This is a genomic window from Paenibacillus sp. FSL R7-0026 (assembly GCF_038004485.1).
In the GTDB taxonomy this organism is placed as follows: domain Bacteria; phylum Bacillota; class Bacilli; order Paenibacillales; family Paenibacillaceae; genus Paenibacillus; species Paenibacillus xylanexedens_A.
The window spans coordinates 1,045,154-1,072,112 of the sequence record NZ_JBBORG010000001.1 but is presented as its reverse complement, the minus strand read 5'-3'; the positions used below and the strand labels follow the sequence as shown (position 1 = coordinate 1,072,112).

The 26,959-nt window shown below is 45.2% G+C and carries 24 protein-coding genes; 8 read left to right on the top strand and 16 right to left on the bottom strand.

Features of this window, described 5'->3' with window-relative positions:
* Nucleotides 1-87: 87 nt before the first annotated feature.
* Nucleotides 88-1,122, top strand: a complete 1,035-nt coding sequence (locus tag MKY44_RS04805; RefSeq protein ID WP_341006212.1) for a LacI family DNA-binding transcriptional regulator — start codon at nt 88-90, stop codon at nt 1,120-1,122.
* 172 nt (nt 1,123-1,294) lie between these two features.
* Here MKY44_RS04805 and MKY44_RS04800 read toward each other — a convergent pair whose 3' ends face one another.
* Nucleotides 1,295-2,053 carry an SDR family oxidoreductase gene (locus MKY44_RS04800; protein ID WP_341006210.1) on the bottom strand — a complete coding sequence of 253 codons (759 nt, stop codon included), beginning with the start codon at nt 2,051-2,053 and terminating at the stop codon, nt 1,295-1,297.
* 191 nt (nt 2,054-2,244) lie between these two features.
* Between MKY44_RS04800 and MKY44_RS04795 the strand changes: the two genes are divergently transcribed.
* Nucleotides 2,245-2,838, top strand: coding sequence for a TetR/AcrR family transcriptional regulator (locus MKY44_RS04795; protein WP_341006209.1), 594 nt, complete (start codon nt 2,245-2,247; stop codon nt 2,836-2,838).
* Between the two features lie 143 nt (nt 2,839-2,981).
* Complete coding sequence (locus tag MKY44_RS04790) at nt 2,982-3,533, top strand: hypothetical protein (protein ID WP_341006208.1); 552 nt, start codon at nt 2,982-2,984, stop codon at nt 3,531-3,533.
* 122 nt (nt 3,534-3,655) lie between these two features.
* On the opposite strand, the gene MKY44_RS04785 is transcribed toward MKY44_RS04790, so the two are convergent.
* From MKY44_RS04785 to MKY44_RS04765, 5 genes are all read right to left on the bottom strand, one after another.
* A complete protein-coding gene (locus MKY44_RS04785; RefSeq protein ID WP_017690481.1) occupies nt 3,656-4,795 on the bottom strand; it encodes a toxic anion resistance protein in 1,140 nt (379 codons plus the stop codon).
* Nucleotides 4,796-4,814: 19 nt separating this feature from the next.
* Nucleotides 4,815-6,503, bottom strand: a complete 1,689-nt coding sequence (locus MKY44_RS04780) for a vWA domain-containing protein (protein WP_341006207.1) — start codon at nt 6,501-6,503, stop codon at nt 4,815-4,817.
* 12 nt (nt 6,504-6,515) lie between these two features.
* Nucleotides 6,516-7,247 (bottom strand): hypothetical protein, encoded by a 732-nt coding sequence (locus tag MKY44_RS04775; protein WP_341009781.1) that lies wholly within the window; start codon nt 7,245-7,247, stop codon nt 6,516-6,518.
* Between the two features lie 678 nt (nt 7,248-7,925).
* The gene (locus tag MKY44_RS04770) at nt 7,926-8,492 is read right to left on the bottom strand and encodes a Uma2 family endonuclease (RefSeq protein ID WP_253430640.1); all 567 of its coding nucleotides are present in this window, start codon (nt 8,490-8,492) and stop codon (nt 7,926-7,928) included.
* 82 nt (nt 8,493-8,574) lie between these two features.
* Complete coding sequence (locus tag MKY44_RS04765; RefSeq protein WP_341006206.1) at nt 8,575-10,896, bottom strand: beta-L-arabinofuranosidase domain-containing protein; 2,322 nt, start codon at nt 10,894-10,896, stop codon at nt 8,575-8,577.
* Nucleotides 10,897-11,078: 182 nt separating this feature from the next.
* Between MKY44_RS04765 and MKY44_RS04760 the strand changes: the two genes are divergently transcribed.
* Nucleotides 11,079-11,843 (top strand): helix-turn-helix transcriptional regulator, encoded by a 765-nt coding sequence (locus MKY44_RS04760; RefSeq protein ID WP_341006205.1) that lies wholly within the window; start codon nt 11,079-11,081, stop codon nt 11,841-11,843.
* A gap of 129 nt (nt 11,844-11,972) precedes the next feature.
* Nucleotides 11,973-12,485, top strand: coding sequence for a GNAT family N-acetyltransferase (locus MKY44_RS04755; protein WP_100527689.1), 513 nt, complete (start codon nt 11,973-11,975; stop codon nt 12,483-12,485).
* Nucleotides 12,486-12,809: 324 nt separating this feature from the next.
* On the opposite strand, the gene MKY44_RS04750 is transcribed toward MKY44_RS04755, so the two are convergent.
* Nucleotides 12,810-13,853 (bottom strand): 2,3-butanediol dehydrogenase, encoded by a 1,044-nt coding sequence (locus tag MKY44_RS04750; RefSeq protein ID WP_338591189.1) that lies wholly within the window; start codon nt 13,851-13,853, stop codon nt 12,810-12,812.
* Nucleotides 13,854-13,969: 116 nt separating this feature from the next.
* Between MKY44_RS04750 and MKY44_RS04745 the strand changes: the two genes are divergently transcribed.
* Entirely contained in the window at nt 13,970-14,881 is a 912-nt protein-coding gene (locus MKY44_RS04745) for a LysR family transcriptional regulator (RefSeq protein WP_341006204.1), read from the top strand.
* A gap of 116 nt (nt 14,882-14,997) precedes the next feature.
* Here the strand turns inward: MKY44_RS04745 and MKY44_RS04740 are convergent, their stop codons facing one another.
* From MKY44_RS04740 to MKY44_RS04725, 4 genes are all read right to left on the bottom strand, one after another.
* Nucleotides 14,998-16,752: a methyl-accepting chemotaxis protein gene (locus MKY44_RS04740; protein ID WP_341006203.1), complete on the bottom strand. Its 1,755-nt coding sequence runs from the start codon at nt 16,750-16,752 to the stop codon at nt 14,998-15,000.
* A gap of 297 nt (nt 16,753-17,049) precedes the next feature.
* A complete protein-coding gene (locus tag MKY44_RS04735; RefSeq protein ID WP_341006202.1) occupies nt 17,050-18,402 on the bottom strand; it encodes an amino acid permease in 1,353 nt (450 codons plus the stop codon).
* 137 nt (nt 18,403-18,539) lie between these two features.
* Nucleotides 18,540-18,821 carry a hypothetical protein gene (locus MKY44_RS04730; protein ID WP_341006201.1) on the bottom strand — a complete coding sequence of 94 codons (282 nt, stop codon included), beginning with the start codon at nt 18,819-18,821 and terminating at the stop codon, nt 18,540-18,542.
* A gap of 163 nt (nt 18,822-18,984) precedes the next feature.
* Entirely contained in the window at nt 18,985-19,440 is a 456-nt protein-coding gene (locus MKY44_RS04725) for a GNAT family N-acetyltransferase (RefSeq protein ID WP_315938108.1), read from the bottom strand.
* 255 nt (nt 19,441-19,695) lie between these two features.
* On the opposite strand from MKY44_RS04725, the gene MKY44_RS04720 reads away from it, so the two are divergent.
* Together MKY44_RS04720 and MKY44_RS04715 are read left to right on the top strand one after the other, a co-directional pair.
* Complete coding sequence (locus MKY44_RS04720; protein WP_341006200.1) at nt 19,696-20,271, top strand: GNAT family N-acetyltransferase; 576 nt, start codon at nt 19,696-19,698, stop codon at nt 20,269-20,271.
* Nucleotides 20,268-20,615, top strand: a complete 348-nt coding sequence (locus tag MKY44_RS04715) for a DUF1801 domain-containing protein (RefSeq protein WP_341006199.1) — start codon at nt 20,268-20,270, stop codon at nt 20,613-20,615. The genes MKY44_RS04720 and MKY44_RS04715 overlap by 4 nt, the downstream gene beginning before the upstream one ends.
* Before the next feature lie 600 nt (nt 20,616-21,215).
* On the opposite strand, the gene MKY44_RS04710 is transcribed toward MKY44_RS04715, so the two are convergent.
* From MKY44_RS04710 to MKY44_RS04690, 5 genes are all read right to left on the bottom strand, one after another.
* On the bottom strand, nt 21,216-22,520 hold the full coding sequence (locus MKY44_RS04710; RefSeq protein WP_341006198.1) for a DUF1963 domain-containing protein: 1,305 nt from the start codon (nt 22,518-22,520) through the stop codon (nt 21,216-21,218).
* 106 nt (nt 22,521-22,626) lie between these two features.
* Entirely contained in the window at nt 22,627-23,805 is a 1,179-nt protein-coding gene (locus MKY44_RS04705; protein ID WP_341006197.1) for an alanyl-tRNA editing protein, read from the bottom strand.
* Nucleotides 23,806-24,120: 315 nt separating this feature from the next.
* Entirely contained in the window at nt 24,121-24,873 is a 753-nt protein-coding gene (locus tag MKY44_RS04700) for an iron ABC transporter ATP-binding protein (protein WP_341006196.1), read from the bottom strand.
* Complete coding sequence (locus MKY44_RS04695; protein WP_062837495.1) at nt 24,870-25,934, bottom strand: iron chelate uptake ABC transporter family permease subunit; 1,065 nt, start codon at nt 25,932-25,934, stop codon at nt 24,870-24,872. Before MKY44_RS04695 ends, MKY44_RS04700 begins: the two co-directional genes overlap by 4 nt.
* A complete protein-coding gene (locus MKY44_RS04690; protein WP_340015798.1) occupies nt 25,931-26,956 on the bottom strand; it encodes an ABC transporter permease in 1,026 nt (341 codons plus the stop codon). Before MKY44_RS04690 ends, MKY44_RS04695 begins: the two co-directional genes overlap by 4 nt.
* Nucleotides 26,957-26,959 lie beyond the last annotated feature (3 nt).

Genomic DNA, 26,959 nt, shown 5'->3' with positions numbered 1-26,959 from the left:
TTACTCGGCAGTTAGCAATTGATTTCTCGTATCCTTTGGATTACCATAGGAGAATATTTATACGATTGTTCAGAAGGGATTTTTTACATGATTACGATCAAGGATATTGCCAAATTGGCGGGTGTTTCCCCTTCTACAGTGTCACGGGTGATTTCCAACCATCCCAGAATCAGCACCAAGACATCTCTCAAAGTGAAACAAATTATGAAAGAATTGAACTACCATCCCAACATCATCGCGAAGAGCCTGGTTTCCAAAACAACACACACCCTTGGCATTATGCTCCCGCGTCCTGCAGAAGAGTTGTTTCAAAATTACTTTTTCGGAGAATTGCTGCGAGGTATTATTACACATGCCACCCGTATGAATTATGAATTGCTGCTAACAACCGAAACATCATCAGACAATGAATTGCATGCGATATCCCGCCTTGTGCATGGCCGAAGGGTGGATGGTATTTTGCTGCTTGGGTCCAAACGAGATGATCCCATCATTTCTTTTTTGGAAGCAGAAAAGTTTCCTTTTGTGTTAATCGGTCGCAGTGAGGCCCATCCAAATGCCCCCATGGTGGATAACGATAATGTGCAGACTGCTTATGATGCGACTCATCATCTAATCGCTCAGGGACATACTCGAATCGGATTTGTCAGCGGTCCTCCGGACATTACGTTATCGCATGATCGCATGTTAGGTTATCAAAAAGCGCTTGCCCAAGCCGGGCTGGATGCGGATAGTGATTGGATTGTGGAAGGCGAATTTCTGCAGGAAAGTGGATTCAGAGCGATGTCACTGTTCATGTCCTTGCCGGACAGACCCACCGCAATTGTTGTCATTGATGACAACGTGGCCTTCGGGGTATTGAGAGCTCTTGCCGAGCTTCATTATCTGGTGCCTGAAGATATCAGTGTGGTCAGTTTTAACAATATTGCATTATCGGAACTGGCTTCTCCACCCCTAAGCTCTATCGACATCGGGACTTATCAGCTTGGTTATACAGCCGTTCGGGTATTGTTAAAAATTCTTAGTGGGGAACCACAGCTTCATAATCCGGTCATCATCCCCCATCGTCTGATCGTGCGTGAATCCTCACTCTTTTCCAAGCCAAGGCCACCCTCAGATTGATTCATTTCGAGTATCCGTGTAGTAGTGCAAACGTTTGTCCTACACGGAATATGATGCTGTTATCCACCGTACGTAGGTGCATAGGTACAAAAAAAGAAGCCGCATATACTCATGCGGCTTCCTTAATTCACACACTATTTCCGTACTCCATGCTGGACTGCACTTGAATGGATTAGTAAGAGCTCCAGCCAGCATCTGCTGTAACGACAGTTCCGTTCACGAAGCTGGACTCGTCAGATCCAAGGAACAAAGCCACTTTGGCGATCTCTTCGCTCGTCCCGATGCGTGGGTTGATTGCCATCCCAAGCTGTTGCCGGCCTGCACCGTATGGGCTAATACCAGCCATAGATGCGCTGATGTTGGTTGCTACGGCTCCTGGAGCGATTGCATTACAACGAATGCCTTGCTCAGCATACATGTATCCTGTATTTTTGGTGAATCCTACGACCGCATGTTTTGAAGCTGTATAAGCCGCTCCCGCACGTCCGCCCTGCAATCCACCTGCTGAAGCAATGTTCACGATAACACCTTTTTGTTTTTCCAGGAAGATCGGCAATACTTTACGTGTTGTCCGCATCACACTGGTTGTGTTTACAGCAAACAATCTCTCCCACTTCTCATCCGTTATATCTGCTGCCGGCTCCATGCCATCCATAATTCCCGCATTGTTAATCAGAATATCTACTGTACCGTATGTGCTAACCGTCGTATCGATCAGGTTTTGCACATCTTCTTCTTTGGCTACATTGGCCAGAACGACAATCGCTTCTCCGCCCTGTGCCTTAATATCATTCACTACCGCTTGTGCGGATTCTTCGTTAATATCCGATACGACTACTTTCGCGCCTTCTTGGGCGTACAACGTGGCAATTGCTTTCCCCATACCTGAACCAGCACCTGTAACAACTGCAACTTTATCTTGAAGTTTCATTCCTGTATCCTCCTTTGTGTATTCGTTTACAATAAGTTAACAAACAAATGTTCATTAACTCCTATCCTTAGTATAATAAGTCATAGCGTTTCACTTCAATCAGTAAAAGCTTGTCCAGTTGTACGTTAAACAACACTAATAAGCCCGAATGTACTTTAACTAATAAAGTGAACTCGCGAGGAGGAAAATAGATGTCTGAAACTCTGAATTCAATGGACCGAAGAATTAAAAAATCAATAGCTGCACTGAAGGATGCACTCATCCATTTGATGCAAAAACATCCCTTTAAAGAAATATCGATTACGGATATTGTGCAGCGAGCTGACCTGAATCGGGGAACTTTCTACAGGCATTATCAGTACAAAGAAGACCTGTTCAACGAAATCATCGATGATGTGATTCAGGATCTGGTAACTTCTTTCCGCAAACCTTATCAGGATGAGGAAGAGTTCGAAGTCAATCTGATGCCCTCTTCGGCGATCACTATATTTGAGCATGTGCACCAACACGCACAATTCTACACACTGGTTGTGAAATCCGAGGCTTCCTCCAACTTCCAGCGTATGATCTGTGATGTCCTTCGGGATCTCGCTTTACAGGATCTGAACCATATCTTCCCTGCGCACATCAACCATGAAATATTGGCAAGCTACCAATCTCATGCGATATTTGGCATGATCATGGAGTGGATCAGACAAGATTTCAAGCACACCCCCGCTTACATGGCCGAGGAGTTGTTCAAAATCATCCATTACAAACCGGATAATGTCGTGTTAAAAAACTGAAATTTTGAATCGTCTTAATTCCCTATAGTAGGATGATAAGAGGAATTTCAAGAAAGCTTTCCCACTAAAATTATGTAAATGTATTCCTGTAATTTTTGGTAATGATATGTTAGGTTATCCAATGGAATACAAACAAAAGGAGGATGACATTACATTTGAAAAAGTCGTGGATTATATCATTGATTACCAGTTTTGTTTTGCTTGGCGGAGTGTTTCTCTCTCCAGCCGCTTCTGCTGATGCAGCCAAAGTAGTAACCTCTACATATTCAGATTTAGATCAGAGTTATGCAGAATTTAAAGAGTACACTAATCAGTTATTTTCTCTTGAAACTTATGAGGCCAAAGCCTTCACAGCTTTGGAAAGCATCGACACCCAGGTAACTTCAACCAACCGCAAGTCCATGTATCTTAAACTTACGAATACGGTGATCCCCAATTATACTAAATTGGTATCCAAGGCAAAACAAATCAAACCTGCCAACCCGCAAATCAAGAAAATCCACGCCACATTTGTTAAGGCAAGTTACACTCAGCTCGAAGGGTACCTGTTGTACCAAAAGGCAGTATCCAAGAACAAAGTGAATTACACGTTACTAAAACAGGGTAACGCCAAAGTAAACACCGCTAGTGTTCTAATGGATCAATGCGAACAACAGTTATACGCTTATGCAAGAAGCTTGGGGTATGACAGTTAGTACCTATCTTCATAGAAACCCAAAAAGCGACCGTTCCTCATGTTTAATGAGGAACGGTCGCTTTTTCTAATTATAGAAATAAAGATAACAATATAAAGCGTATTTATCTCTCTCTCTTCTGATCACAGCCCTAGCTTCTGCCCTTTCTCCAACCGTTGAATCTGCTGCTCTCCGGTATCCGCAAGTTCACGGAACTGGTTAATCGTCTCACGCATTCTTGGCAGAGCTTCCTGCTTATAAAGACTGATTGAATCGAGTGCTGACAGCACATCGGTGAACGCCTGTTTCATCGTATCCACGGAGATGCTGGCTTCATACGCCTGCTTCTGAATGGCAATTCCCTGATCCTTCAGCATTTTGGAAGTACCGGCAATCAGATCGTTGGTTGTCTGGTTCAGCAACTCGATCTTCTGTAATACAATCTTCTGATTATACAAAGCACTTGCTACCGTAACGGCAATTTTCAATGCCGAGATCGTTACATTCTTCGCCCGGTCTACGCCGCGGATCAGTTCCTTATTATTGCGGATGACTACTTCAATCGCCATAATGCCCTGCTGATTAACGACCAGCATTTGTTGCAGATCCATGACCCGCTGACGGAGAGGGAACAGCACTTCTTCCGTAATAAACCGGACTTTTTCAGGGTCCTCATTGCGGACCTTGGCGGCTTCAATCTGTGCATCGATAGACTCATCCATGAGCACGCCAAGCTGAATCTCCTTTTGCAGTCGTTTGGTGAGTTCTCGCAGGTTCTGCTGTTCGATCTCCAGCGTCGTATTATCGTTACGTAGCGTGGATCTGCCTTTATCCAAAGAGGTTACGATGTCAGCGATGACTGCGTCAGCCTTCTGATATTTCAGGAAATAGGCGCGAAGTGGATTGAACAATTTCCCGAGGAAACCGGTCTTGGCAAAGTCGACCACGCTTGGGTCGAGATCCTTCAGTTGCATATGCAGCTCGGTCAAGCCTTTGGCGACCTGACCGCCCTCGTCTCCCGTCTTGGAAAGATGTCCAACGGAGACTTGAAGCAAGGCGTTTTTCTCAGAAGAGGATCTCATCGTGTTCATACCAAAGCCGTCAATGGATTGCAAAATCTCTTTGCGCTTCTCCAAGGATTCGAGGTCCAGTGTCATGATCATCTCTACGTTGGCATTTGCCACTTGTTGAAGCTCCGCGACCTCGGCGGGCACGGGTTTCACCTCTTCTTCAATCACCTTCTGAATTTCCTTCTGGCTCGGTATTTCCATTGAAAATGACATCTACAGTTCCCCCTTTAGATTACATCTGTACGTTAAACAGGTTACCAATCTTGTACACGACATCGTCGGTATCGGCATTGATGCTTGCAGCTTCGTTAATGCTGGAGATGCTCTCCAAAGCCTTGATGTCCGCGTTGTATCCAATCGTATAGATTGGCACTTTGTACGTTTCGACCAGATCCCGGATATCCTTGAGGGTATGACCTTCGTTGGTCTCGCCATCACTCAGGACAAAAATCAACGGCTTCACGTTTGGATCAGCAGCCATATAATCTTCCAGCATCTTCATCGCCACCACGATCCCGTCAAAGGTCGCCGTACCGCCGCCAGCTTGCAGACTATCAACTGTTCCGACAAACATGGACTGCTGGTTCGTATCATACTTGGCAATCGGCAGATTCACGGTTACGCCGCTGGAGTAAGAAACCAAGCCAATACTGTTGTCTGTGCCCAAATACTTCTGACCTTTGCGCAAGGACTCCTTCAGTCGGTTGAGCGGTTCGCCATCCATGCTTCCGGATACGTCCGTCACGAACACGGCGGCAATGGGTTTACTGCCGTTCTTCTTCTCTTTCCAGACTTTCTGTGCAGACAACAACGTGCCGCCATCCACGGTAGCCAGCTCGGATTTGTAATCCTGTAACCCGTTGAAACCAAATTCTTCCGCCGATTGTTGGTACTTCGCTTGGGTTACGAATTCCGCAAACTTTTGGATGATTTCCTGTTTGTTCTGCGGCAATTGTCCCAATGCATACAGCGGGCTATCATGTCTCACACCAAATGGTGTAAAGACGTATCCACTCTTCAGATCAGCGGTATTCACATACGTCTGGTATTCGAGTACAAAGGCATCCAGTCTGCCGGACTTGGCAGCTTCCCGCATCTGAATCGTTGTTGAAGCGGTAAACGGAACATTCGTCTGGAACTTTTCGAATCCTTCAATAGCCTTCTCTCCAAGCGGGTTGGCGCTGTCATACGTATTCAGTGCGGTCACCAGGAAATTCAGTCCTGTGGAGCTGGCAAATGGATCGGTATATCCCATCGCGAGTTCATTGTTGGCAATGGCTTCGGTTACGGTTTTTACATTCACGGAGCCGTACGTATCAACCAGTGCATCATATTTGGCTTTGGAGATGACAATACCCGGAACATTCCCGACCAGTCGCTCGGATACCATCTCTGTCTTCACCCCACTGGCCTCAACCATCTCGCCCCACAGTTCATTGGAAGGTGTGAATGCATCCGGCATATACTTACCAGACTTGATATAATCGGTGGCTGTTCCGGAGGCAATGTTGCGGATTTTGACCGATACTTGTTTCCCACCAACGGTAATATTTGCTTTGTTGAACTCCTCGCCCACTTCGGTTAACCAGCCGTCTACCCCGCTGCCCGACTTCTCCGTGGAAGAGAAGATTTCGACGTAATCATTTGTTGTATTCTCTACGGCAATTGCAAATTTAGAGATATCTGGCAGTGATTCTGCCACATCGACCGGGTCGAGATCAATCTGTCCTTTGACCGGTTCCGCCGTCGCTGGCGCAATGTCCGCGTACAGTTTTCCCAGTTCCTTACCTGCATTCTCTGTGCTCACCTGTGTGGTTGACTTGCCAAAGTTCGACGTCAGTGTAATCCCTGCATAGACCAGACCAAATACGAGCACCAGCATTACAATCGATATAAAAAAAAACTTTCCCTTCTTGGCCATACGAGCAACCCCTCACTGTCTGTATAATTTGGTGTGCTTGATTAACTGATCAATCTCCTGCATACAAGGCATCTGTTCAATATCTCCGGCTTCAAAGCTGTCGAGGCGTGAAATCTCGAGTAACAACTGATCGAGCTTGAGCAAAATTTCCTCATTGGTGTGTAATGCATTTTTCACATAAGACAGATAATCGTTGTATACCTTGGTTTTTTCCTGAAAAAGCTTCTGGGGAAGTGTTGAGGACTTGGATTTCATCATGTTGGCATAGTCAGCTTCATCGAATACATTCAACCGATTCAGCACACTTCGAATGTTCAGGTATAACAACTTCTCCACTTCCAGTGTGACCGAAGCGAATTTCTTGTAGCTCAGTTCACCCGGATCAAACCGCTGATGAAGCACGTTCAGGAGGGTTTCTTTCTTCTTTTTTATCCGGCTAAGTTGGGACAGCCCCAGCGTAATATCTTCTTCGAGAACTTTAATGCGTCTATAAAAAGATAGTGCCTCCACATAATCTTCATGCGTTTCAATATGCTTCACGGGCAGGACTACCGGTTGTCTGAACAGCAAGTTGTAACTTCCATATAAGAGTGCCATTGCACTGCCGAACAGAAGGGTAACGGATAGCGCAGTTGTGAAAGCCCCTCCCCCGAAATTCAGCCCGATAAAGCCGGGTGAGAATGCGAGAACATTCACAGTCACAATACCGGAGATCAACCCCAGCAATTTTATGTACTTGATCATGTTCAATCATCCGACCTCCTTTCATGTTATATATTGGTGCTTCATGTCGTAATTTTCCTGTTCAACTTATTCTTATTGTACATGATGTTAACGCTCTCAGGTGGATATGATTGGATATTTGAATACTCATAATATACGTGGTTTGGGCTTATCCCATTTCATATTTTCAGGGACAACGTGGAACTTGGCAGGAAATTTTGTGGTCAATCCATAAAAGTTCGTCCTAAGAGACGGCAGATTGTGGAGAAGAAATGTTATCAGGTAATACGTGGAAAATAGCTACGCGTGTCATTTTTTATATAAGACTTGTCTGAAAAAAGGAGCAAAGCAAAAAGGACAAATCGGAGATCATCCGGTTTTGTCCCTTATGCATTGGTTCTTCATTTTTGGTGTTCTTATTGAAATTTTGATGCCTTATTCTACAGCTAACGAACTGAAGTGACCCTATTCGGTGCATTTCAGCTCATCTGAAAATGTAACGAACCTGAGACACGTTATATTCGCGTATTAGGTGTAAAAACGTTGTTTATCGCCTATTTCGAATGAAATAGCATCGCTGAGATTCGTTACATTTTCCACCACATCAATATTGCCCACATAAGACGTATGCAGTTCGTTAGAAATTAGAAAACAACCGCCTTATTACTTCTTCTGTAGCAGACAGGTTGACGCTTCGCACTACCTGAACTTGAAAAGCGAATCCATCGGGATTACCAGTTCGGGATATATAACTGATTGAATTGTTTCCTGCTCTGTATACAGATGACGGGTCTGGTAACTGCCATCCTCCAGCGTGTACACATGGACGGTTTGATTGCCGGGGTCAACAATCCAGTATTCGTTCACACCATATTTCTGATACAAGTTAAATTTTTCGTTAAAATCCTTTAACGCAGTCGAAGGCGATAACACCTCGATAATTAATGAAGGTGCACCGTGACAGCCATTTTTAGATATCTGGTCTTTGGAGCACACTACCGATAAATCAGGCTGTACAACTTGATCTGGTAGGTCATATTGTTCATTTTCGCTAAAATACACATCAAAAGGGGCAACAAACACGAAACATTTCCGATTCTGAAAAAAAGTCCGCAAAGAGAAGTGCAGCTCACCCACAATAAACTGGTGCAATGAAGTGGGCGCTGGAGACATATTAAAAGCTTTGCCGTTAATTAATTCCCATGCCCCCTCCCAAGTTAACCAATCCTGAAAGTTATAAGTACCTTTATTATCGGGTTTTGCCACACTTCCAACCTCCTCTTCCAACTAACCGTAATTTATTTTCATTATAACATTGTGTTTGCGCCTTTTCACACCATACCTCTTATCACGAAAAGATGGATTCCGGTTTGCTTCGCGTGGTGCGTACCTCTACAACTTTCCCGGCACAACCATTGTCGCCCTTCGCCTGGAACACCACTGTAACATTATCTTTGCCTGATGTAACCGCCTCAGGAATATCATAGGTCACATAGAACACTTCGCCGATTTTATTCATATGAATTCGCTGCTCACCAATGAGTGTTCCATCCACGGTAATGGTGAATTGTCTGTCATATAACGTACCTTCCCGTCCAAACGTGGAATGATCTCCGCCCCAATAGGCCACACATAGATAATTGGTTGCCTCACGATCCACTGCCAGTTGATAACTGAAGTAAGCCCCACTGACGCCAAAAGCCTCTCGCCACATATGCAACTTCTTACGGCCATCTGTGGTTGAACCGTTGTGGTGCTCCCCACGGCAGTTGCTATCCAGTTGATGTCCGATCTCATCCTGCTGACCGTCAGCCTGAACCCTGTCGATCGTGATATCGTTCAACTCTTTCTCCAGCGCATCCCCTTCATCGTTAAACGGCCAGTACACAGTATAAAATTCGTGATGCACATCATAGAACGGAATGAGCTTCACGGCTTCGCCTGTGGAAGTAACATCTTTGCTAAGTTCAAATGTTAACGTATCTGCATCCACAACCTTGATCCAATCTTGTACATCCTCCTGCTCCGTCCAGATCACAGGTACAGGTGCAGTCTTGGGATTCAGCGCTGTTTCGTCCACGATCGTATCCTCCGGAAGACCCTCGTTTCCTAGTGCACCAGCAAGTACTATCGGGCCGTACAGGAATGCCACCTTGTGGGCATCATCCCGGGAAGTGTACTGGCGGAGTGACATCGGCAGTGTGATTGTGATGACATCGCCCGTTGTCCATGTGCGGTCGATGGAAAGATAGCCGGGTTCCATCTGTGTATACGGATGTTCCGTATCCCCGTTAACTGTTGCCGTCATTGGCTGTTGCAGCCATGAGGGCACACGTAATCTTAGATGAGCCGAGGCGTTGCCTCCGGTGATCGTCAGGGTTACCTTTTCCGAATAAGGAAAGTCGGTTTCAAGCTTCAGAGATAACCCTTGTGACGCCCAATCCAGTTGGGAAGCGATATACAGGTTGACGTACAGGTCCTGTTCATCCTCAAAATAGATCGCCTCGGCATATTTGCCCGGGTTCTCCATGCCTGATCCTGTGCAGCACCACCAAGCGGTATCGTGAGTACCATAGATTTTGTAGTGGCCTTGTAGCGTTGATGCAAAATACGTTTTGTTCCCCGTATCGGGGTCCTGCGTGCCGAGGATGTGATTATAGATGGCGTTTTCATAATAGTCCATGTAGGCGCTATCATGATTCCAGGCGAAAAGTTGCTTCGTTAGATGCATCATGTTGTGAGTACAACAGCTCTCTCCTGTTTTGATGCCAAGACTCTCCATGCCCTTTGCTTCGTAATGCTCCGAAATGCTCGTCGCTCCAAACACGTAAGAACGATGATGCACCGTGGTATTCCAGAAAAACTCTGCCGCCGTTCGATAACTCTCATGTGTATGGTCCTGATTGTAGATTTCGGCTGCACCGATCACTTTGGGAATCTGAGTATTGGCGTGTTTGCCTTGAAGATCGTCTTGCTTGTGCTCCAAGGGTCTCAGGATCAATTGATGGGTAAACTTGTTAGCGATCTCAAGATATAAGGCTTTGCCGGTAATCCCATACAAGTGTGCAAATACTTCATTCATGCCCCCGTGTTCACTTTGAAGCATCGTCTGCATCTGTTCTTCTGTCATCGGGAGCAAACCTTCAACCGCCCAGTCTGCAAATCGAGTAACTACATCAAGTGCCTGTCCGTTGCCAGTGAGTTTGTACGCATCAATCAGGCCACGGTAGATTTTGTGCACACTGTACCAGGGAACCCAGTATTCACCGATGTTGAACCCACCGATATTCTCTGCTCGAAAAGCCATGTGGAAAGGTTCTTCGGACAAACCACCGATATACCCGCTCCCCGTGGTCTGCTGGATTCTCGCCAGTTCGGTAACCGCATAATCCAGTCTTTCTTTTAACGTGATATTCCCGGTTGCCTGATACGTCACAGCCAGGGCAGACAGATAATGTCCGAGGGAATGTCCGCTGATGGTACGTGCCTCCCAACCCGGATAACGCTCTTTTCGGGCAGGTAAACCATGAGCTTCGAAGCATGGAGCCAGGAATCGATCAATATCCAGCGATAACAGGTAACGCTCCCCCACCTCTTGTGATGTTTGGAACACACCATTTAACAGATCTACATGTTCCGGTCCCAGAAATCCTTTTTTCGTATCAATCATGACACTCACTCCTTCTCGGGATGTAATAGATATCCATTCATTCTTAAGGGGTAAAATCCGTTTTATTAGCTACAAGACTAATACTCATCAATCCAATTTAGAGCTTGAATATCCTCATATTATCAAATAAAATACAATTACATCAGACTCATAATCCAAGAAAAGGTGGATAAATCCGTCCTATGCAAAAGCCACTGGAACATTACCTGTGCGGCAAATTCATATCCGACGGCAACTGGAGCCACATGAGACGCAGCATGCCTGTGCATGAGATCATTTTGATGCTGGAAGGTGAGATGTACATCGCGGAAGAAGAGGAACAATATGTAGTTCGTGCCAACGATCTGTTATTTCTGCGCGCTGGTCGCACCCACTATGGCTACCAGATCAGCGATGCTCCCGTGAGCTTCTACTGGGTGCACTATGATGCCGTGCAGGCAGAATTCAATCGCTTTAGGACACATGCCACCATCCAGGTACCTTCCATGGCCAATCAGTTATTCAAGCAATTACTGCATGTGTCATCCTTCTCACCGGAGGAAGCCAACGCTGCTTTGTTATTGTTGTTCAGAGAACTGGAGCGGAATATAGAGGCGGATTATCGCCCACACAATGCAATTGTGGACCATATCTGCAAGTGGGTTGATATTCATCTGCACACGAACATCACGGTGAGTCAGATTGCGGAAAATTTTAATTTTAATAAAGACTATATCTCCAAAATGGTGAAACGCGAGAAAGGTACCGGTCTCAAAACCTATATCCTCACAGAACGTATTCGCCGGGCAAAACAGTTGCTGCTCAACACCAATGCCAGTGTAAAAGAAATTGCCGGACAATGCGGCTTCTCCGAATACAAGCTATTCCTGCGCATATTCAAGCAATACGAAGGCAATACGCCAACCGAATATCGCAATCATCTATATTCCACACAGCTCAATCGCTGATATGCTTTGATCTATAGAAATGACTGAGTTACCTATAGAAAATTTGAATAAATCGGATTGAATCCGTTATGGTAAAATGCAAGAAAACTATATTCCATACTTAACCCATAAGAGAAGAGGAATTAAAAGATGACAACGGCTGCCGTTACGATTCATCCTGCCACAGAAGCAGACCATCCAGAGATTGTAGATATCCTTGTTGCAAGTTATGCCGAGTATCGGGAGACTTTTGAGCAAAATGAACGATGGGAGGCCTACCTGAAAGACATTAGAGAGTCTGTGGTTAATCCATACCTGACGCAATTATGGATCGCGAAGATTGATGATCAGATTGTCGGTACAGTCCAATTATTCGAAACAGCACGCAAGGCTTATCCAAACTTTGAATTGCCAATCGATTATCCGTTTATTCGGCTGTTGGGTGTTGATCCAAAATGGAGAGGTCACGGGATTGCCAGAGTATTGCTCCAGCAATGCGTTGATTCTGCCAAAGAAATGGGCAAAAATACGGTGTATTTATATACGGGCGGTCAGATGGTCAATGCCATCCGTTTATATGAGCGTTTTGGATTTACAGAGGATAAAGAATTCAGCTCCGAGAGTGACGGGGGCAAGGCGATCTGCTACCGTTATGATTCCTAGTGGAGGGTAACAGCAACACGGGATCTGCGAACAGAGAATGAAGTGTAAAAAAGACCGATCATCTTCATGACGGTCTGTTTTACGTTTATAAATGTCAACTATATAAGTTGCACTAATCATTTACACGATAACGGAGAGGACAGAAAAAACCTGAAAAAGCGAAGCGTTCGCCTTTATCCCCGGATTTCCCCTCGAGAAAAGGGAATGGAAAAAAATCTGGGGATAACAGCGATTGGAAGGTTATTCTGTCATCGTAGTGTCAGTGTAAATAAATTTTAGTTCAACTTATATAACATTTGAAATGATACATCGCTATTGATTTTTTTAGCCGCCAATCTCCACCAAAATCTTCGCATGACTCTTGTCGCTCATTAACAGCTCAAGCCCTTCCTGAACGATGTCGTCCAGTTTGATTTTCTTGGTGATGACTTGTTTCACATCGAGCGACCCTTCTGCAATCAATGAAATCACTTCAGGGAAAATGTGGCGATATGCCAGCGTTGCCGTTAGATTCGCTTCTTTGACCAGAAGATCGAAGAAGTTCACTTGAAGCGGGTTCGGAATGGCTGCGATGACAACAACTTCTCCACCTTTTTTGACAACCGCAATGGCGCTATCCATCGTTGGTTGTACACCCGCTGCTTCATAAGCCACATCAATGCCACCCGATTGTTGCAAGATCACCTCTGTTGCATTAACTTTGGCACTGTTCACCGGAATTGCTCCCAGCTTGGCTGCCAGGTCCAGACGCTCCTCAAATACATCGACTGCATAGATCTCAGAGGCTCCTGCTGCTTTGGCAGACAGAATGGTCAATAATCCAATTGGACCTGCTCCATATACGGCTACTTTGTTCCCCACTTTCAGCTTGCTGTGACGAACCGCGTGAAAGGCTACTGCCGTAGGCTCTACGAGCGCACCTTCTTCGAAAGATACGTTATCCGGTATGGGATGAACCATGTATGCTTCAACAACAACATACTCCGCAAAACCACCATCACCATTCAGTCCAACGAATCCAAATTGAGTACACTGGTTGTAACGCCCCTGGATACAGTACTCACATTTTCCGCAATGGTACAACGGCTCTACCACAACTCGATCCCCTACACTGACACCGCTTACATTACTCCCCAATTCACTTACGGTTCCTGCAAATTCATGACCCAATGTGAGCGGCGCTTTCTGTCCTGAGAGCGGATGATTCTCGCCTTCTTGGATTCCTACACCATGATGATAGGCATGCAAGTCACTGCCGCAGATCCCCGCATATTCCACTTTGATTTTGACCTGACCCGCTTGAGCAACCGGAACCTCCCGCTCTTCCACACGCACGTCTTTATGGGCATACCATACTGCTGCTTTCATGAAGTTCATCCCCTTTGTATGATTGTCTATATATTATATCGCTGTTCATGTATTATTCATATTTATAGATACTAATGTTAACATTAGTTGTATTAATGCTAAACGGAGATGAAATCATGAATCTGGAACAGCTCGAATATGTCGTTGAAATTGCAAAAACACAATCGTTCTCCGCCGCCTCGGAGCATCTGCATGTCACACAATCGGCGATCAGCCAATCGGTTCATCGTCTGGAGAAAGAATTGGGTATCATCCTGTTCGAACGCTCGCGGCAGGGAACTCATCCCACTCCTGAAGGCAAACAATTCATTGCCAAGGCACTGGACATTTTACAGCGGATTGATGAATTGAAATCCCTGAACGCAGAAGCCTCCTCTCTTAGCGGAGAGCTTCATGTGGCTACTTTTCCAAGTGTCATGCCCTATCTTGTCCAATCTGCTGCGGATATGAAGCGTGAGCACCCGCAACTTAATATCTCCATTGAAGAGAAAGGGTCCATGGAAATTATCGAGGATATTCGCAATAACAAAACTCATCTGGGGTTTATCGCGATCTATGCCAAACAATTGCGGGAATTCGATGGACTTCACTTCAGTCCCATGTACTCGGGCAAGCTGGTCGTCGGTACGCATCACCTGTCTGAACTTGCCAAGCACAGCCGCGTTACACCGGATCAATTAAAAGAACACAAGCTGGCACTCTATCGAGATGGTTTCATCGAAGACTTCATCAAGGAATTCACCTATGATCATGGATCTCTGTCCATTCTGTTTAAAACAAATAATTCAGAAGCCATCAATATGGTATTACGAAATGATATTGCCGCCACGATTGGTCACGACTTTTCCTTTCACCAAAATCCATTATGGAAAGAAGGTCTGGTGAAGATGGTGGAGATCGCTGGAATCGATCAACCGAAAATGCAGATTGGCTTCGTGCAGACGGAGTCCAAGGAGTCCGCCGTAGCCGCAGAACGATTCGCCCAACGCTTCAGACAGGCGATAGAGCTGGATCATTTAAAAGTTTAAATCTAAAAAAAAGTGCTCCACCCTTTGAAGGAAGTTTGGGATGAACACCAACTTCTCCAGGAGTGGAACACTTTTCTGACTATCTCTTGTGTTACTATTACTACACCTTATTCAAACTATACTTTCACTTTACGTACGGCTTCACTCATTTCGTTCGTCTGCTGCTCCAACATGGTGGAGGTCTGCGCCACCCTGTTGAACATAGCCGATTGTTCACGCATTAAGCGATAGATTTCATCCGAATGATCCGACACCCCGGCTGATATCTGCGAGATCGTATTGACGGAGGCTGCGGCCTCTTCCGAACCTGCCGAGATTTCCTCTGCCGCAGCGGAGACTTCCTGAATGCGACGGGTCACCAGTTGGAACGCATCAACCACATGGGCGAAAGCTTGCTCCGCTTCTGCGGTAATTGTAACCCCTTGTCCAATCTCGGTTGCAGTAACCCCCATCTGTGAGCCAATCTGTTGTGATTCTTGTTGAATACGAAGCAACAAGTCGGAGATCCGTTCCATGGATGTGCTTGAGGCCTCAGCAAGCTTCCGAACTTCATCCGCCACAACCGCAAAACCTTTGCCGTGTTCTCCTGCATGTGCTGCCTCTATGGATGCATTAAGCGCAAGCAGCTTTGTCTGACTCGCAAAATCACGAACCGTGTGCAGGGCACCCCCAATTTCCTGGGAGTAGTTGTTCAGCACCTGAACCATCGCTACAACTTCACTTGAGACATTTGAGATGCTCTCCATCTGTGTTTTCATCATTGTCATGCTCTGTTTACCGGACTCCGCCGTGGAAAGCGCACTTGTTGCTGCATCCGATACAACCATCGAGGATTCGGAAATATCCGTTATGCCTTTTGCAATCTCTTCCATCGCGTGCGCGCTATCGCTTGCACCCTGCTTCTGCGTATGTGCACCCTGCCTAATCTGTTCGACAGATTGATCAACCGTCTTGCCCATCTCAAGCATCTCTTCGGTACTGCGATTAAATTCCTTCGTTGATTCTGATAAAATATCTGTGGTTACCGCTACGCCTTCAACCATGTTACTCACAATCTTATTCAAGTTCCCGGACATATGTATCATCGCTTGATATGTTGTTCCAATCTCATCTTGGCTGCGCAAACGATACGACGTCAGAATTCGATTCGCTTCTGCGAGCTCACCCTGTGCCATTTTTTCCACACTCGCCTTCAGCGGTTGAAGTGGCCGCAGTCCTCTTACGATAAACCACGTGACAACAGCAATACCTATAAGTGTAATTAAAAGCAACAAGGCATAAAAAGGGATACTCGATTTCATAATATCCGATTCAATGCTTCCGATCACCGATACCGCCGTATCGATACCAATTACACCTGTTACAGCGCCATTACTATCCAGCATGGGAGCGTATGAGGAAATATAGTCGCCATACTCCTCATTGTTAATGATCGAAGAACTGGCTGTTTGCCCCTGTAGCAGCTTCTGCACAGCCTCCTGAGGGACATCCGTTACTTCATTAATCGGCGAGGCTTTATCTGCATCCTTCATACCGTCCACCATAATAAGTGGCGTACCTTTGTCATCTATTTTGACGAAATACACATACATTGCACCAATGCTTACGCGAAAGTCATCCAGTTCATCACGAATCTTCACGAATTCGTCATTCTCCTTGGGGTCCTTGGCAAACTCGGCATAAGATGCTGTATCCAGCTGATTCACATAACTCTGAGCAATCTGGATGTTGTAACTCGAAATGGCCTCCTGCGCAGCTAGTTTCATATTGGCCACCTGTAACAGCATGCTTCCAACGGCTATAATCGTAATGACCAGTGTGACTACTGCAACAATGCGCACAACCAAACGTTTTCTAAAAAAACCAATCATCCGCTCCTCTTCCTCTCCCGTGAACCCAAGCCTTTTTGACTAGGCGCTACCCAAAAAACGCATGCTTGAAGCACTATGTATGGGAAAATAGTAAACGAATATGTCGAATTAGGCAAGAAAATATTGGGTTAACATAAAAACGCTATCATGGCTGTGGTAGCTTTGTTTATTGGAGCTACATTTAGGATAAACTTCGAAGAATTCTTTTCGGTTCCTTGCAGTGAAAATTGATAGAAAAAAACACCCCGACGTAAGCGCCGAGATGTTGAGGTGTTCTACATTTGAATGTCACAAATATTAAACTGTTCGTCCATTCGTCTTCCTGAATCGAATCAGGGACCAGATAATCAGCAACGCAAGTACGGCAAGACAGATGCTAATGCTGAACCGATTACCTTCATCAAACACAAACATCACCGCAATCACACTGAGACATAGTACCACGACTCCGGTTATGTAAGGGAATCCCCAAACTTTGAAGGTCGGTTGAACCGGATATCTCTTCCGCAATTTCAACTGTGATGAGGCAATACAGATCCACACAAGGATTACGACAAACCCCGGAACGGCGAGCAATACACGGAACAGTTGATCCTGCGCGAACAGGCCAAGCATGGAACCTCCGAGCAATACAGCCGCGCACACCAGCAAGGTATTTACCGGGCTACCGCTGCGATTTGTCTTTGACAATGCCTTCGGAGCTTCCCCGCCCACTGCCATGGAGTGCATCATCCGGGATGCACCATAGATCCCTGAATTCGCAGCAGACAGAACTGCCGTCACCAAAATAAAGTTCATTATGTGTGCTGCTCCCGGCAGTCCCGTGGAGGCAAGCACTTGTACAAACGGACTGCTTTCCGGCCCAATCTCGTTCCACGGGATAAGACCACAGATGATGAGAATCGGCAAGGTGAAGAACAGAATAATTCTGAGCATGAAATTGCCCACGATTTTGGGCATCACTTTTTCTGCATTTTCCGTCTCGGTCAGGGTCAGACCAATCAGCTCCGATCCCCCATAAGAGAACATGACCACAAGCAGTGCCGAGAAGATCGATGACCAACCGTTCGGGAAGAACCCTCCCGCTTGCGTGTAATTTTGCAGATATGGCGTGTTGTCACTTGGGATAATGCCAAAGATCAACCCTGCACCCAGGAAAATAAAAATAATGATCATGGCAATTTTGATCCCGGCCAGCCAAAACTCAAATTCCCCGAACACACCTACACTTAACAGATTAACCAGTATAATGAACGCCGCACATGCCAGACTCAGCATCCACAGCGGTACTTCACTGAACCAATACTGCAAAAAGCTCCCGGCGGCAATCACCTCAATAACACACACCGATAACCATAGAAAGCAGTACATCCATCCCATAACAAAGGATACTCTGCTACCAAATGCCTCCTGCACGAAGTCTTTCATATTTTTGTTCTTGTACACCGTAGCCATCTCCGCCATCGCGGCCATAACAACCAGCAGCAATAATCCGGCAAAAATGTACGTGACAATAACGCCCGGACCTGCGAGTCCAATCGTCTCTGCACTGCCTTTAAAAATTCCCGTTCCAATGACACCACCCATAGCCATAAAACTGATGTGTCTTGGTTTAAGCTTCTTCTGTAGTGTTCCTTCTGTCTGAGCCAATTCAAGTCCTCCTGATGTAAAAAACGTCTGTAATGCTGTCTTGTTTCATAGACATAATGTCCAGTATACCCTATTGTCCATCAATCAGCCCAGAAGTTCCTTATGGCCAATTCATCCCAAACATATATGGACATAACCTATGTTTTATACCCCACAATGGCACGAAGCAATCTGTGTGCAATCCAGGTTAGCAAAATGTACCCTGCCCCATAGGTGAACCAAGCGCCTATGTTACTCCCCCATGTTGAAAGATCACTCGCGATATACAACAAAGGCAGCATAAAAGAAATAATCAGCGCTACCCAGAGTCTAAACCATTTGGCAAAAAAACTGCATACTCCAAGCACCACAGCAATGATGGGACATAACACCAAGACAGCAAACATCGGATTCATATGATCAAACCACCAGTATATCATGGACAACTCCCTCCTCTTCGTCACAAGACCACGTTGCTTTTAATGCTGTATTATTGAGTTTATTCTACTCGTTTTCCAACTCTTAAAATGTACGATATGTTGCAAAATAAAAAAACCAGCATCCTGTAAAAAAACAGAATTCTGGTTTCTCATGTAGATCATTTTAGATTGTTTTGGTCATAAACGTGCTGTTCGGGTCCAATGTATAATCCGCGAATGGTTCGCAATATTCAAATCCGAAGTCTTCGTACAACTTCCGTGCCGGGATAAACGAATCCATTGAACCCGTCTCCAGACTGATTCGCTTATAACCACGTTCTACTGCAACGTCCATAATATGAGCCAAAATTTTTCTCGCTACGCCTTTTCTCAGATGAGCCGAAGCGGTACGCATCGACTTCAACTCTGCATGCTCTGGATCAAGTTCTTTGATAGCCCCGCAGCCGAGCAAGTCGTCCCCTTCCCAAGCACACCAGAAAGTGATTTCGGGTTTCTTGAGTCCATCCAGATTCAACGCATGAATACTCTCTGGAGGCGAATCTGCTGCCATCCCTTGCAGGTGCTCTGCAATTAAAGCCTTAACTTGTACTCCACTCAAATCATCCACTTTGATCTCCATAACGTACCACTCCCGCCGACATTTTTATTGGTTTTATCACTGAATGTATATCAATCATTTCATCTTACTACCGTGTTAGGTTTTATGACAAGAGGTTACTTCTATCCACTAAAATACGCTATTGTGATTCACCTGTAATTTCCAGTATGATGAGGCTATCAGATGCCAAAGGGGCGAGGTCTATTGCGAAATATACATAGAGTTAAACGTGGAACTAAGGTGAAGCAAGCTTAACTTAATTTAAAGGAGACCCCTATGACACTAACAACGGACAACCTGTTTTATAGCAAACGATTAAAGATGACGCCACCACGTCCTGAAGACGTGCAGACGATGCTGCAATGGAACGAAGACCCGGAGTACCTTCGGAATGTGGATACTGATCTTGCCATTCCCTATTCAGAGAAACAGTTGGAAGATGAGGGCGAAACGAAGAACAAGGAAGTTTACTTCAGACTGCGCACGCATGAAGAGGATACGCTGATTGGTTTTGTCGTCATTCATAGCATTGAATGGAACAACCGCTGCGGACAGCTTGCCATTGGCATCGGACTTGCCAAACATCGCAACAAGGGATATGGCACGGAAGCGTTGAATCTTATTTTACGATATGCGTTTCATGAGATGAATCTGGACCGGGTTGGCCTTGATGTCATCGCCTACAATGCCAAAGCAATCCGTTCCTATGAGAAGGTTGGTTTTCAGTTGGAAGGTCGGGCACGCTCAGCTGTATTTCGTGATGGTAAGCGTTACGACCGTTTAATGATGGGAATCCTAAGACCAGAATGGGAAACACACAATCAGATCCATACGGAGGGTGAACAAGTATGACCAAGAATGCAGAAGTTACTGCGTTTATTGAACAGATTCAGATCCCCTGGCAAATACAAGTCGCTGAACAATTGCGCCAGTTGGTGCATGATACCATCCCTGACGTACAAGAACGCGTACAATACAAGAAACCTCATTTTTTAAAAAACGGAAAGTACGCTGCGGTTATCTCGCCTTCCAAACAAGCCATGTCCTTCACCATCTTCAATGCAACTGGACTTGATCTCCCCGATGGGATATTTGAAGGCCCGGAAGAACGAAAAACGATCAAACTCAAGGAAAAAGATACGCCTGATTATGAATGGCTGGCGGGATTGCTGAAGCAGGCATCTGCGGACTTGTAGACGGGTGTAGTGAAGAGGTACATACGCCGAATTAGTAACTTAGGTGGTAATGTGCGGAACGTATGGTGTAGGCCGTAATGTGCGGGTGGTATGTATGGGGTGAGTTTAGGTTTGGGTTTGTGCCAAGCGCTAACGAATCGGACGCACCTTATGTTGCATTAAAACAACCATATGAAATTCTAACGAATCTCAGCAGTCTTATTACAGAAAAAACCTCTGATTTGCTTCATAAAACCTTGCCAATAGAAGCAATACCGTGGCTACGATTCGTTAGAATTCTACAGTGCTGCAAATTCACCCAATAAGATGTGCTAGGTTCGTTAGACTGTGTGAGTACGACAAGCGGCCTCTGCATGTAGAAAAAAAACCCATTCTCACTCTGGCGGCTAAATAAATAACATAACCGGCTAACTGTAGCAAAGATATCTCCCATCCATCCTGCGCAGGGCAAAGGGGCATCCCATGAAGTTCCAAGAACTTCGGGATGCCCCTTTGTTATAGTCTGTCTACTACTGTCATTCCAACCTTAACAGCGGTGTAATATTATTAATAAGATGACTGCTTATAATTGCTTATAATGTTTTATACTAGCTTCCACTATCAAGATTGCTGGTATGATACGGCGGTCATCTGACACGGCTCACATATGAACATGTAATACATGCCCTCACCATGTTTCTCAACCTCGCCCCAATCCAGTTGTGCGACAGCCTTCATTCTCGTGGAACAGCTCGGACATGTTGGATACTCCGCATCCTGAACCCATCCCGGATGTCCGCCGACCTGAGATAGCGATGGCTCCATCGCCCATTCACTGGCATGGAATGCATGACGCGATGCATTCGCAATCCGAAACTGCTGGCCAACATCCGGTGCAAGTTTACCATAGTCGTCCAGGTCAATCTCGTCCATTCCCATAGGCATAACATTATGTGAGCTCCATAACGGTTCCCCTGCTCCCTCCACCTCCATGTAAACCACACCGTAACTGCTGCATATCACGCAGGTCTGGATTTGAAGTTGCTGAGTATGCCAAGAAACGTCCTTCAGAGCTGGATGCTTAACATCCAGACTAATTAAGGTGGTTAAAGCACTACCACACCATGGACAGCAATTGGCACTATGGGTCAGCAACGAGAATAAATCTCCGAATGATTCCACGTTAGTTCCTTCATTATCTTTTACTTTATAGAGTGAATAACTTGGGGTGATGAATAATTCCCTGCGCTGCCCGTCTTTCGTGAGCTCCCAACCCGCTTCAGTGGCGTAATGCTCTGGTGCAACGTACAACTCACTCGCCCACGATGGCGGAGACTGTCTCCACTGCCGGAACTGCTGCACAACAACATCATCCCCGATATGGGCCAGCATGAGCAATATGTGGTTCCGATTTACATCATCGGTCTTCACCTGCTGCAAGAGACGATCACGAACCTCACCCGAGGCACTTTTATACAAAATGGCAGGATAATAGATCTCCTGTTCCAGCAGCTCAGGAATTTCGGCAGTCAACGATATATCATGGTAGCAGACCAGATATACCAGAATGTCTTTGCCCGTATCTTCATCACCTATACGAATCCGTTGCATCGCGTAATCCTTCATCTGATCTTGTTGCTCTACAGACAAAGATAGATATACCTGTTCCTCGCATTGTTCATAGGGTGTATAACGAATTAGTGGATCGCGAACCTGAGGTTTGTGCATGATTTTCAAAATTTCGACCGGGTCTGTGATACCTGCATACAAGTTCACGTCACGTCGATTCGCTTCAATGTATCTCTGGCGCTCCGCGCGTTCCATCTCCTGCTTGCAAGGCATGCAATAACCACCCGTTTTCGCCGCTGTTGCTGGTAAAATGGTATTTGCACACCCTTCCCGTATACACGGAATTCGTTCTGTCATATTCCAACCTCCTTCAACTATTGGCAATGGAAAACACGCCACAATGTGACGTGCTTGTCCTTACTCATATTTCAATACCTGCGTGTCTCATAAAGGGAAATGCGAATCAGTGATGTCCCAACTGGTCCTTGGTGAACTCATAAAAGGCGAGCGCATCTTCGCTGCTGGCAAAGCCTGCCTGAGCTATCTTTTCACTGCCGCCACCTTTGCCTTGGTAGGCTCCAAGATTGCCTTTAAAGAAAGGTCCACAGGCCCATTCGGGCGGCTGTCCGTTCTGTGCCAGAACAACTTTGGCCTCTGAGATGCTGGCAAAGAGTACAAGCCCCTCATGGTCTGCCGTCAGCTTGGTAGCAAGACTCTGCATATCCTTGAGCGATTTGTCTTCAAAGACCTGAGCAATCACCAGCCCTTGCCGAGCGGCCAGAAGTTCCTCCGCATAATAGGCATCATTGGTTGTTTTCACTGCATTCAATTCGGTTTGCAGCTGCTTTTGCTCCAGCTCCATTTTCTCAATGCGCTCCAACAATTCGTCCTTGCTGGTCTTTAATTTTACCATGATACTATTGAGCACGTTTTGTGTGGATGTGAATTCATTCAGCGCTCTTGTTCCACACTTGAAATAAATGCGGGTGCCGCCCTTCACTTTTTCGGTTTTCAACAGTTTGATGATCCCAATCTCACCCGTCGCCGACACATGCGTTCCACCGCAGGCGTTATACTCCACACCCTCGATCTCGACGATGCGAATGTCCTCCGTTACCGTAGGCTGCTTCACCAGTGGTAGTTGTGCCGCCTCTTCTGTTGTAACCCAGGACGTGTTGATGCGAGCGTTACGATAGATCTGACGATTCACTTCTTGTTCAATGGCAGTCAATTGATTCGCTCCCAGTTCAGCCGCAGCCACATCAATCGTGTCAACCTCCGTACCAAGATGGAAACTGAGGGTCATCGCTTCAGTCAGCTTTAGCGTGATTGCCGATAACAAATGCTGACCCGTATGCTGCTGCATATGATCGAATCTGCGCTCCCAGTCAATCTCACAATGTACCTCAGTCTTTTCAGGGGTGCGTTCCAGCTTATGCCACACCTCGCCATCTTCAATGTTCACATCCAGAACAGCGATGCCGTCAATTCGTCCCAGATCACAAGGCTGTCCGCCCCCATGCGGGTAAAAAGCAGTCTCCGCCAGCGTGACATATACGCCATCTTCCTTGTCCACTCTGCCTGTAATCGTTGTATGCCACTCTCTTGTGTAAGCAGAGTCATAATAGATTTTTTGCGTCATTGAATCATCCCGATCCCTTCTCGTTCAAATGAGTTTTCATAATCTCAAGATTACACTATCTGGAACCCTCAAGCCAATTTATGGCATAGAGTATCCTCTTTTCATATCCAAAAGACTACTCTGTGAGCGAAAATAGCTATTAATCGAGAAAGGAACGTTTGCAAGAAGATGCTTCTAGTAAAGGCTTATCGTTCTATGATGTTTTTAAGATAAACTTTCAAACTGTCTTGTTCGACTTTAATAAAAAAAAGCAGAGTGATTAATCACTCTACTTTCTGAAATTTGTTTTCAACCGACCTTTTATTAAACTTATAGCTAATAGATCGCTATCGGTCCATACGGACCATCGATAATTTCAATTTTCGTTTCAAAAATATCTGTTAAAATTTCGGGGTCCATCACTTCATCTACGGTTCCAAAAGCGGCGATTTGACCATCTTTCATGGCACATATTCGATCCGAGTATTTGGCGGCAAAATTGATATCATGCATAACCGTCAGAATGGTTCTTCCAAATTCATTAGCAGCATATCTCAAATGCTCCATCATCCGAACAGAACGAGCAACATCCAGATTGTTCAGAGGCTCGTCCAAAAGTACATATTCCGTCTCCTGACACAAAACCATGGCGACATAAGCTCTTTGCCTTTGACCACCAGAAAGCTCATCTAAATATCTATTTTCCAGATCAGTTAAGTCTAAAAAATCAATATATTTAGAAATAATAGCTTCATCCTCATCCGTTAATCTTCCCTTAGAATAAGGAAACCGTCCGAATCCGGCAAGTTGTCTGACGGTAAGCCTTGTGACAAAATGATTTTCTTGTCGTAAAACCGTTACAATCTTGGCCAGATCCCTTGATTTTGATGTGGAAACATCCATATTGGCAACCTTGATCTGACCTTCGTCCAAATCCAAAAGTCTTCCGATCATCAGAAGTGTCGTCGACTTCCCCGCACCATTGGGTCCAATTAAAGAAGTAAGACCGGCTTTGGGTATATGAATATTCAAAGGGCCAATCTCTACCTCGGCTGCATAGGTTTTTTTGACATTATTGATCTGTATCATAAAGAACCCTTCCTTAAAATCACAATTAAAAATGTTAGTCCGCCAACCAATTCTATAATAATGGAGACAACACCTTGGGCATTGAAAACATGATTCATAATAAAGTATGCACCGGTTAAGATCACAAACCCTATCGCCAGTGCCATTGGGAAAACATATCTGTGATCATAGGTTTGCGCGGCCTGATAACTCAAAATTGCAACTAAAAACCCATAGAATGTAAGTGGTCCAACCAAAGCCGTCGAAATGGCCATCAATATGGAAACCAGGACCAGCGTATAAATCACACTACTTTGATGTTTAGTTCCCAAGGAAGTCGAGACATCCTTACCCAGCGACAATACATTTAACCTCTTGGCATTAGCAAGCAGCAGAATTGCTGCAATGATGACGATAGGAATCGCAATCGGGAAATAGGCAGAATCCGCATTATTCACGGAAGCAAACATTCTTGCCTGCAAAATATCAAATTCGGACGGTGCAAGAAGTCTTCTCATAAACGAAGATACGGATCTCAGCCCGGTCCCAATGATAATACCGACCAGAAGCAGAAGTTGTAAATTGCCGTATTTTCCGGAAAGTAGCCATCCATAAAGAATCAAACACATGATGACCATTGCAGCAACTTGATATAAGAAGGAATCAACACCGCTAAAATTCACAAATACCGTAGCACCAAGGAAAAATATAGTACTCGTATGAATGGTTGAATAAATAGCATCAAAACCTAAAAGGGACGGAGTTATAATTCTGTTATTCGTAATCGATTGAAAAGCAACCGTGGATAAACTTTGGCAAATTGCAGCGATAAGCATTGAAACCAGAGCGACTACCCTTCTTGTAACAACAGGTATAAAAGAAGGTGACGACACCGGGACGGGATTGTTATAAACCAGTAGTCCAACCGATGCAAAAACGCCCAGAACAATTAATGTTATCAGCAAAATCCAATAACGCTTTTCTTCTTTCTTGGTACGGAAGGCTCTAGCTGATCTTTTTTTAGGACGACGGCTAGAATCGATTTCGATATTTAGTGGATTTCTACTTGCTAAGTCGCTCATCTTACCCTCCTTGTTGACCGCCTTTGTCTTAACAAAATGACAATAAATACGACGGCTCCCACTGTTCCAAGGATCATGGAGACAGGTATTTCAAAAGGCATGATAATGACACGAGACAGGATATCACACACAATGATACTGCCCATCCCTAATAAGCACACCCATGGCAAATTGCTCCTGAGATCGTCACCCCTAAACATGGAAACGATATTGGGGACAATTAACCCTAGAAAAGGCAAGTTCCCAATGACCGCTGCAACGATTCCAACGGCTAGTGAAATAAGCGCAGTACCCAAAAGAATGATCCTGTCATAATTTACGCCAAGACTGGTAGCGACATCTTCCCCTAGTCCGGCTAAGGTCAAACGATCAGCAAAAACAAAAATAAGAATAGTCACCAATACAATGAGCCATAAATATTCGTACCTGCCAATTTGCACAGATGAAAAGGAGCCTGCAAACCAGCTTTCGATATTTTGAGTCATTTGGAATACAAGCCCAACGAAAGTTGAAAATGCAGAAATGACTGCTCCAAGCATCATCCCAATAATGGGGACAACCAAAGAGGAACGGAGTTTAACTTTCTTTAGAAACATAAAAAAAATCATCGTTCCTATAAAAGAAAAAATGATTGCACCAGTCATTCTTAGCGTTAAGCTCGGAGCAGGAAAGACCAGATAAATAAACATGATCCCCAGACCTGACCATTCCATTGTTCCTGTTGTCGTAGGTTCTACCAAGCGATTCTGTGTAATAAGCTGCATGACCAGTCCTGCCATTGCCATGGCCGCACCGGTAAGCATTAATGCAACAGTTCGTGGGACACGAGTAATGAAGAACATCTCCATTCCATCGGCTTGTCCTCGTATGTCATAGACTCCAATAAGCAGTGATGTAATGCCTAAAATAATAGTGGCTATAATCGCAATGATAAAAGGTATAGTCCATAGCTTTTTCGGGTGATGACGCTGGGGTTGAGAATTCTCAACCCCAGCTAATTTTGGTATTAAATTTTTCTGCACTGC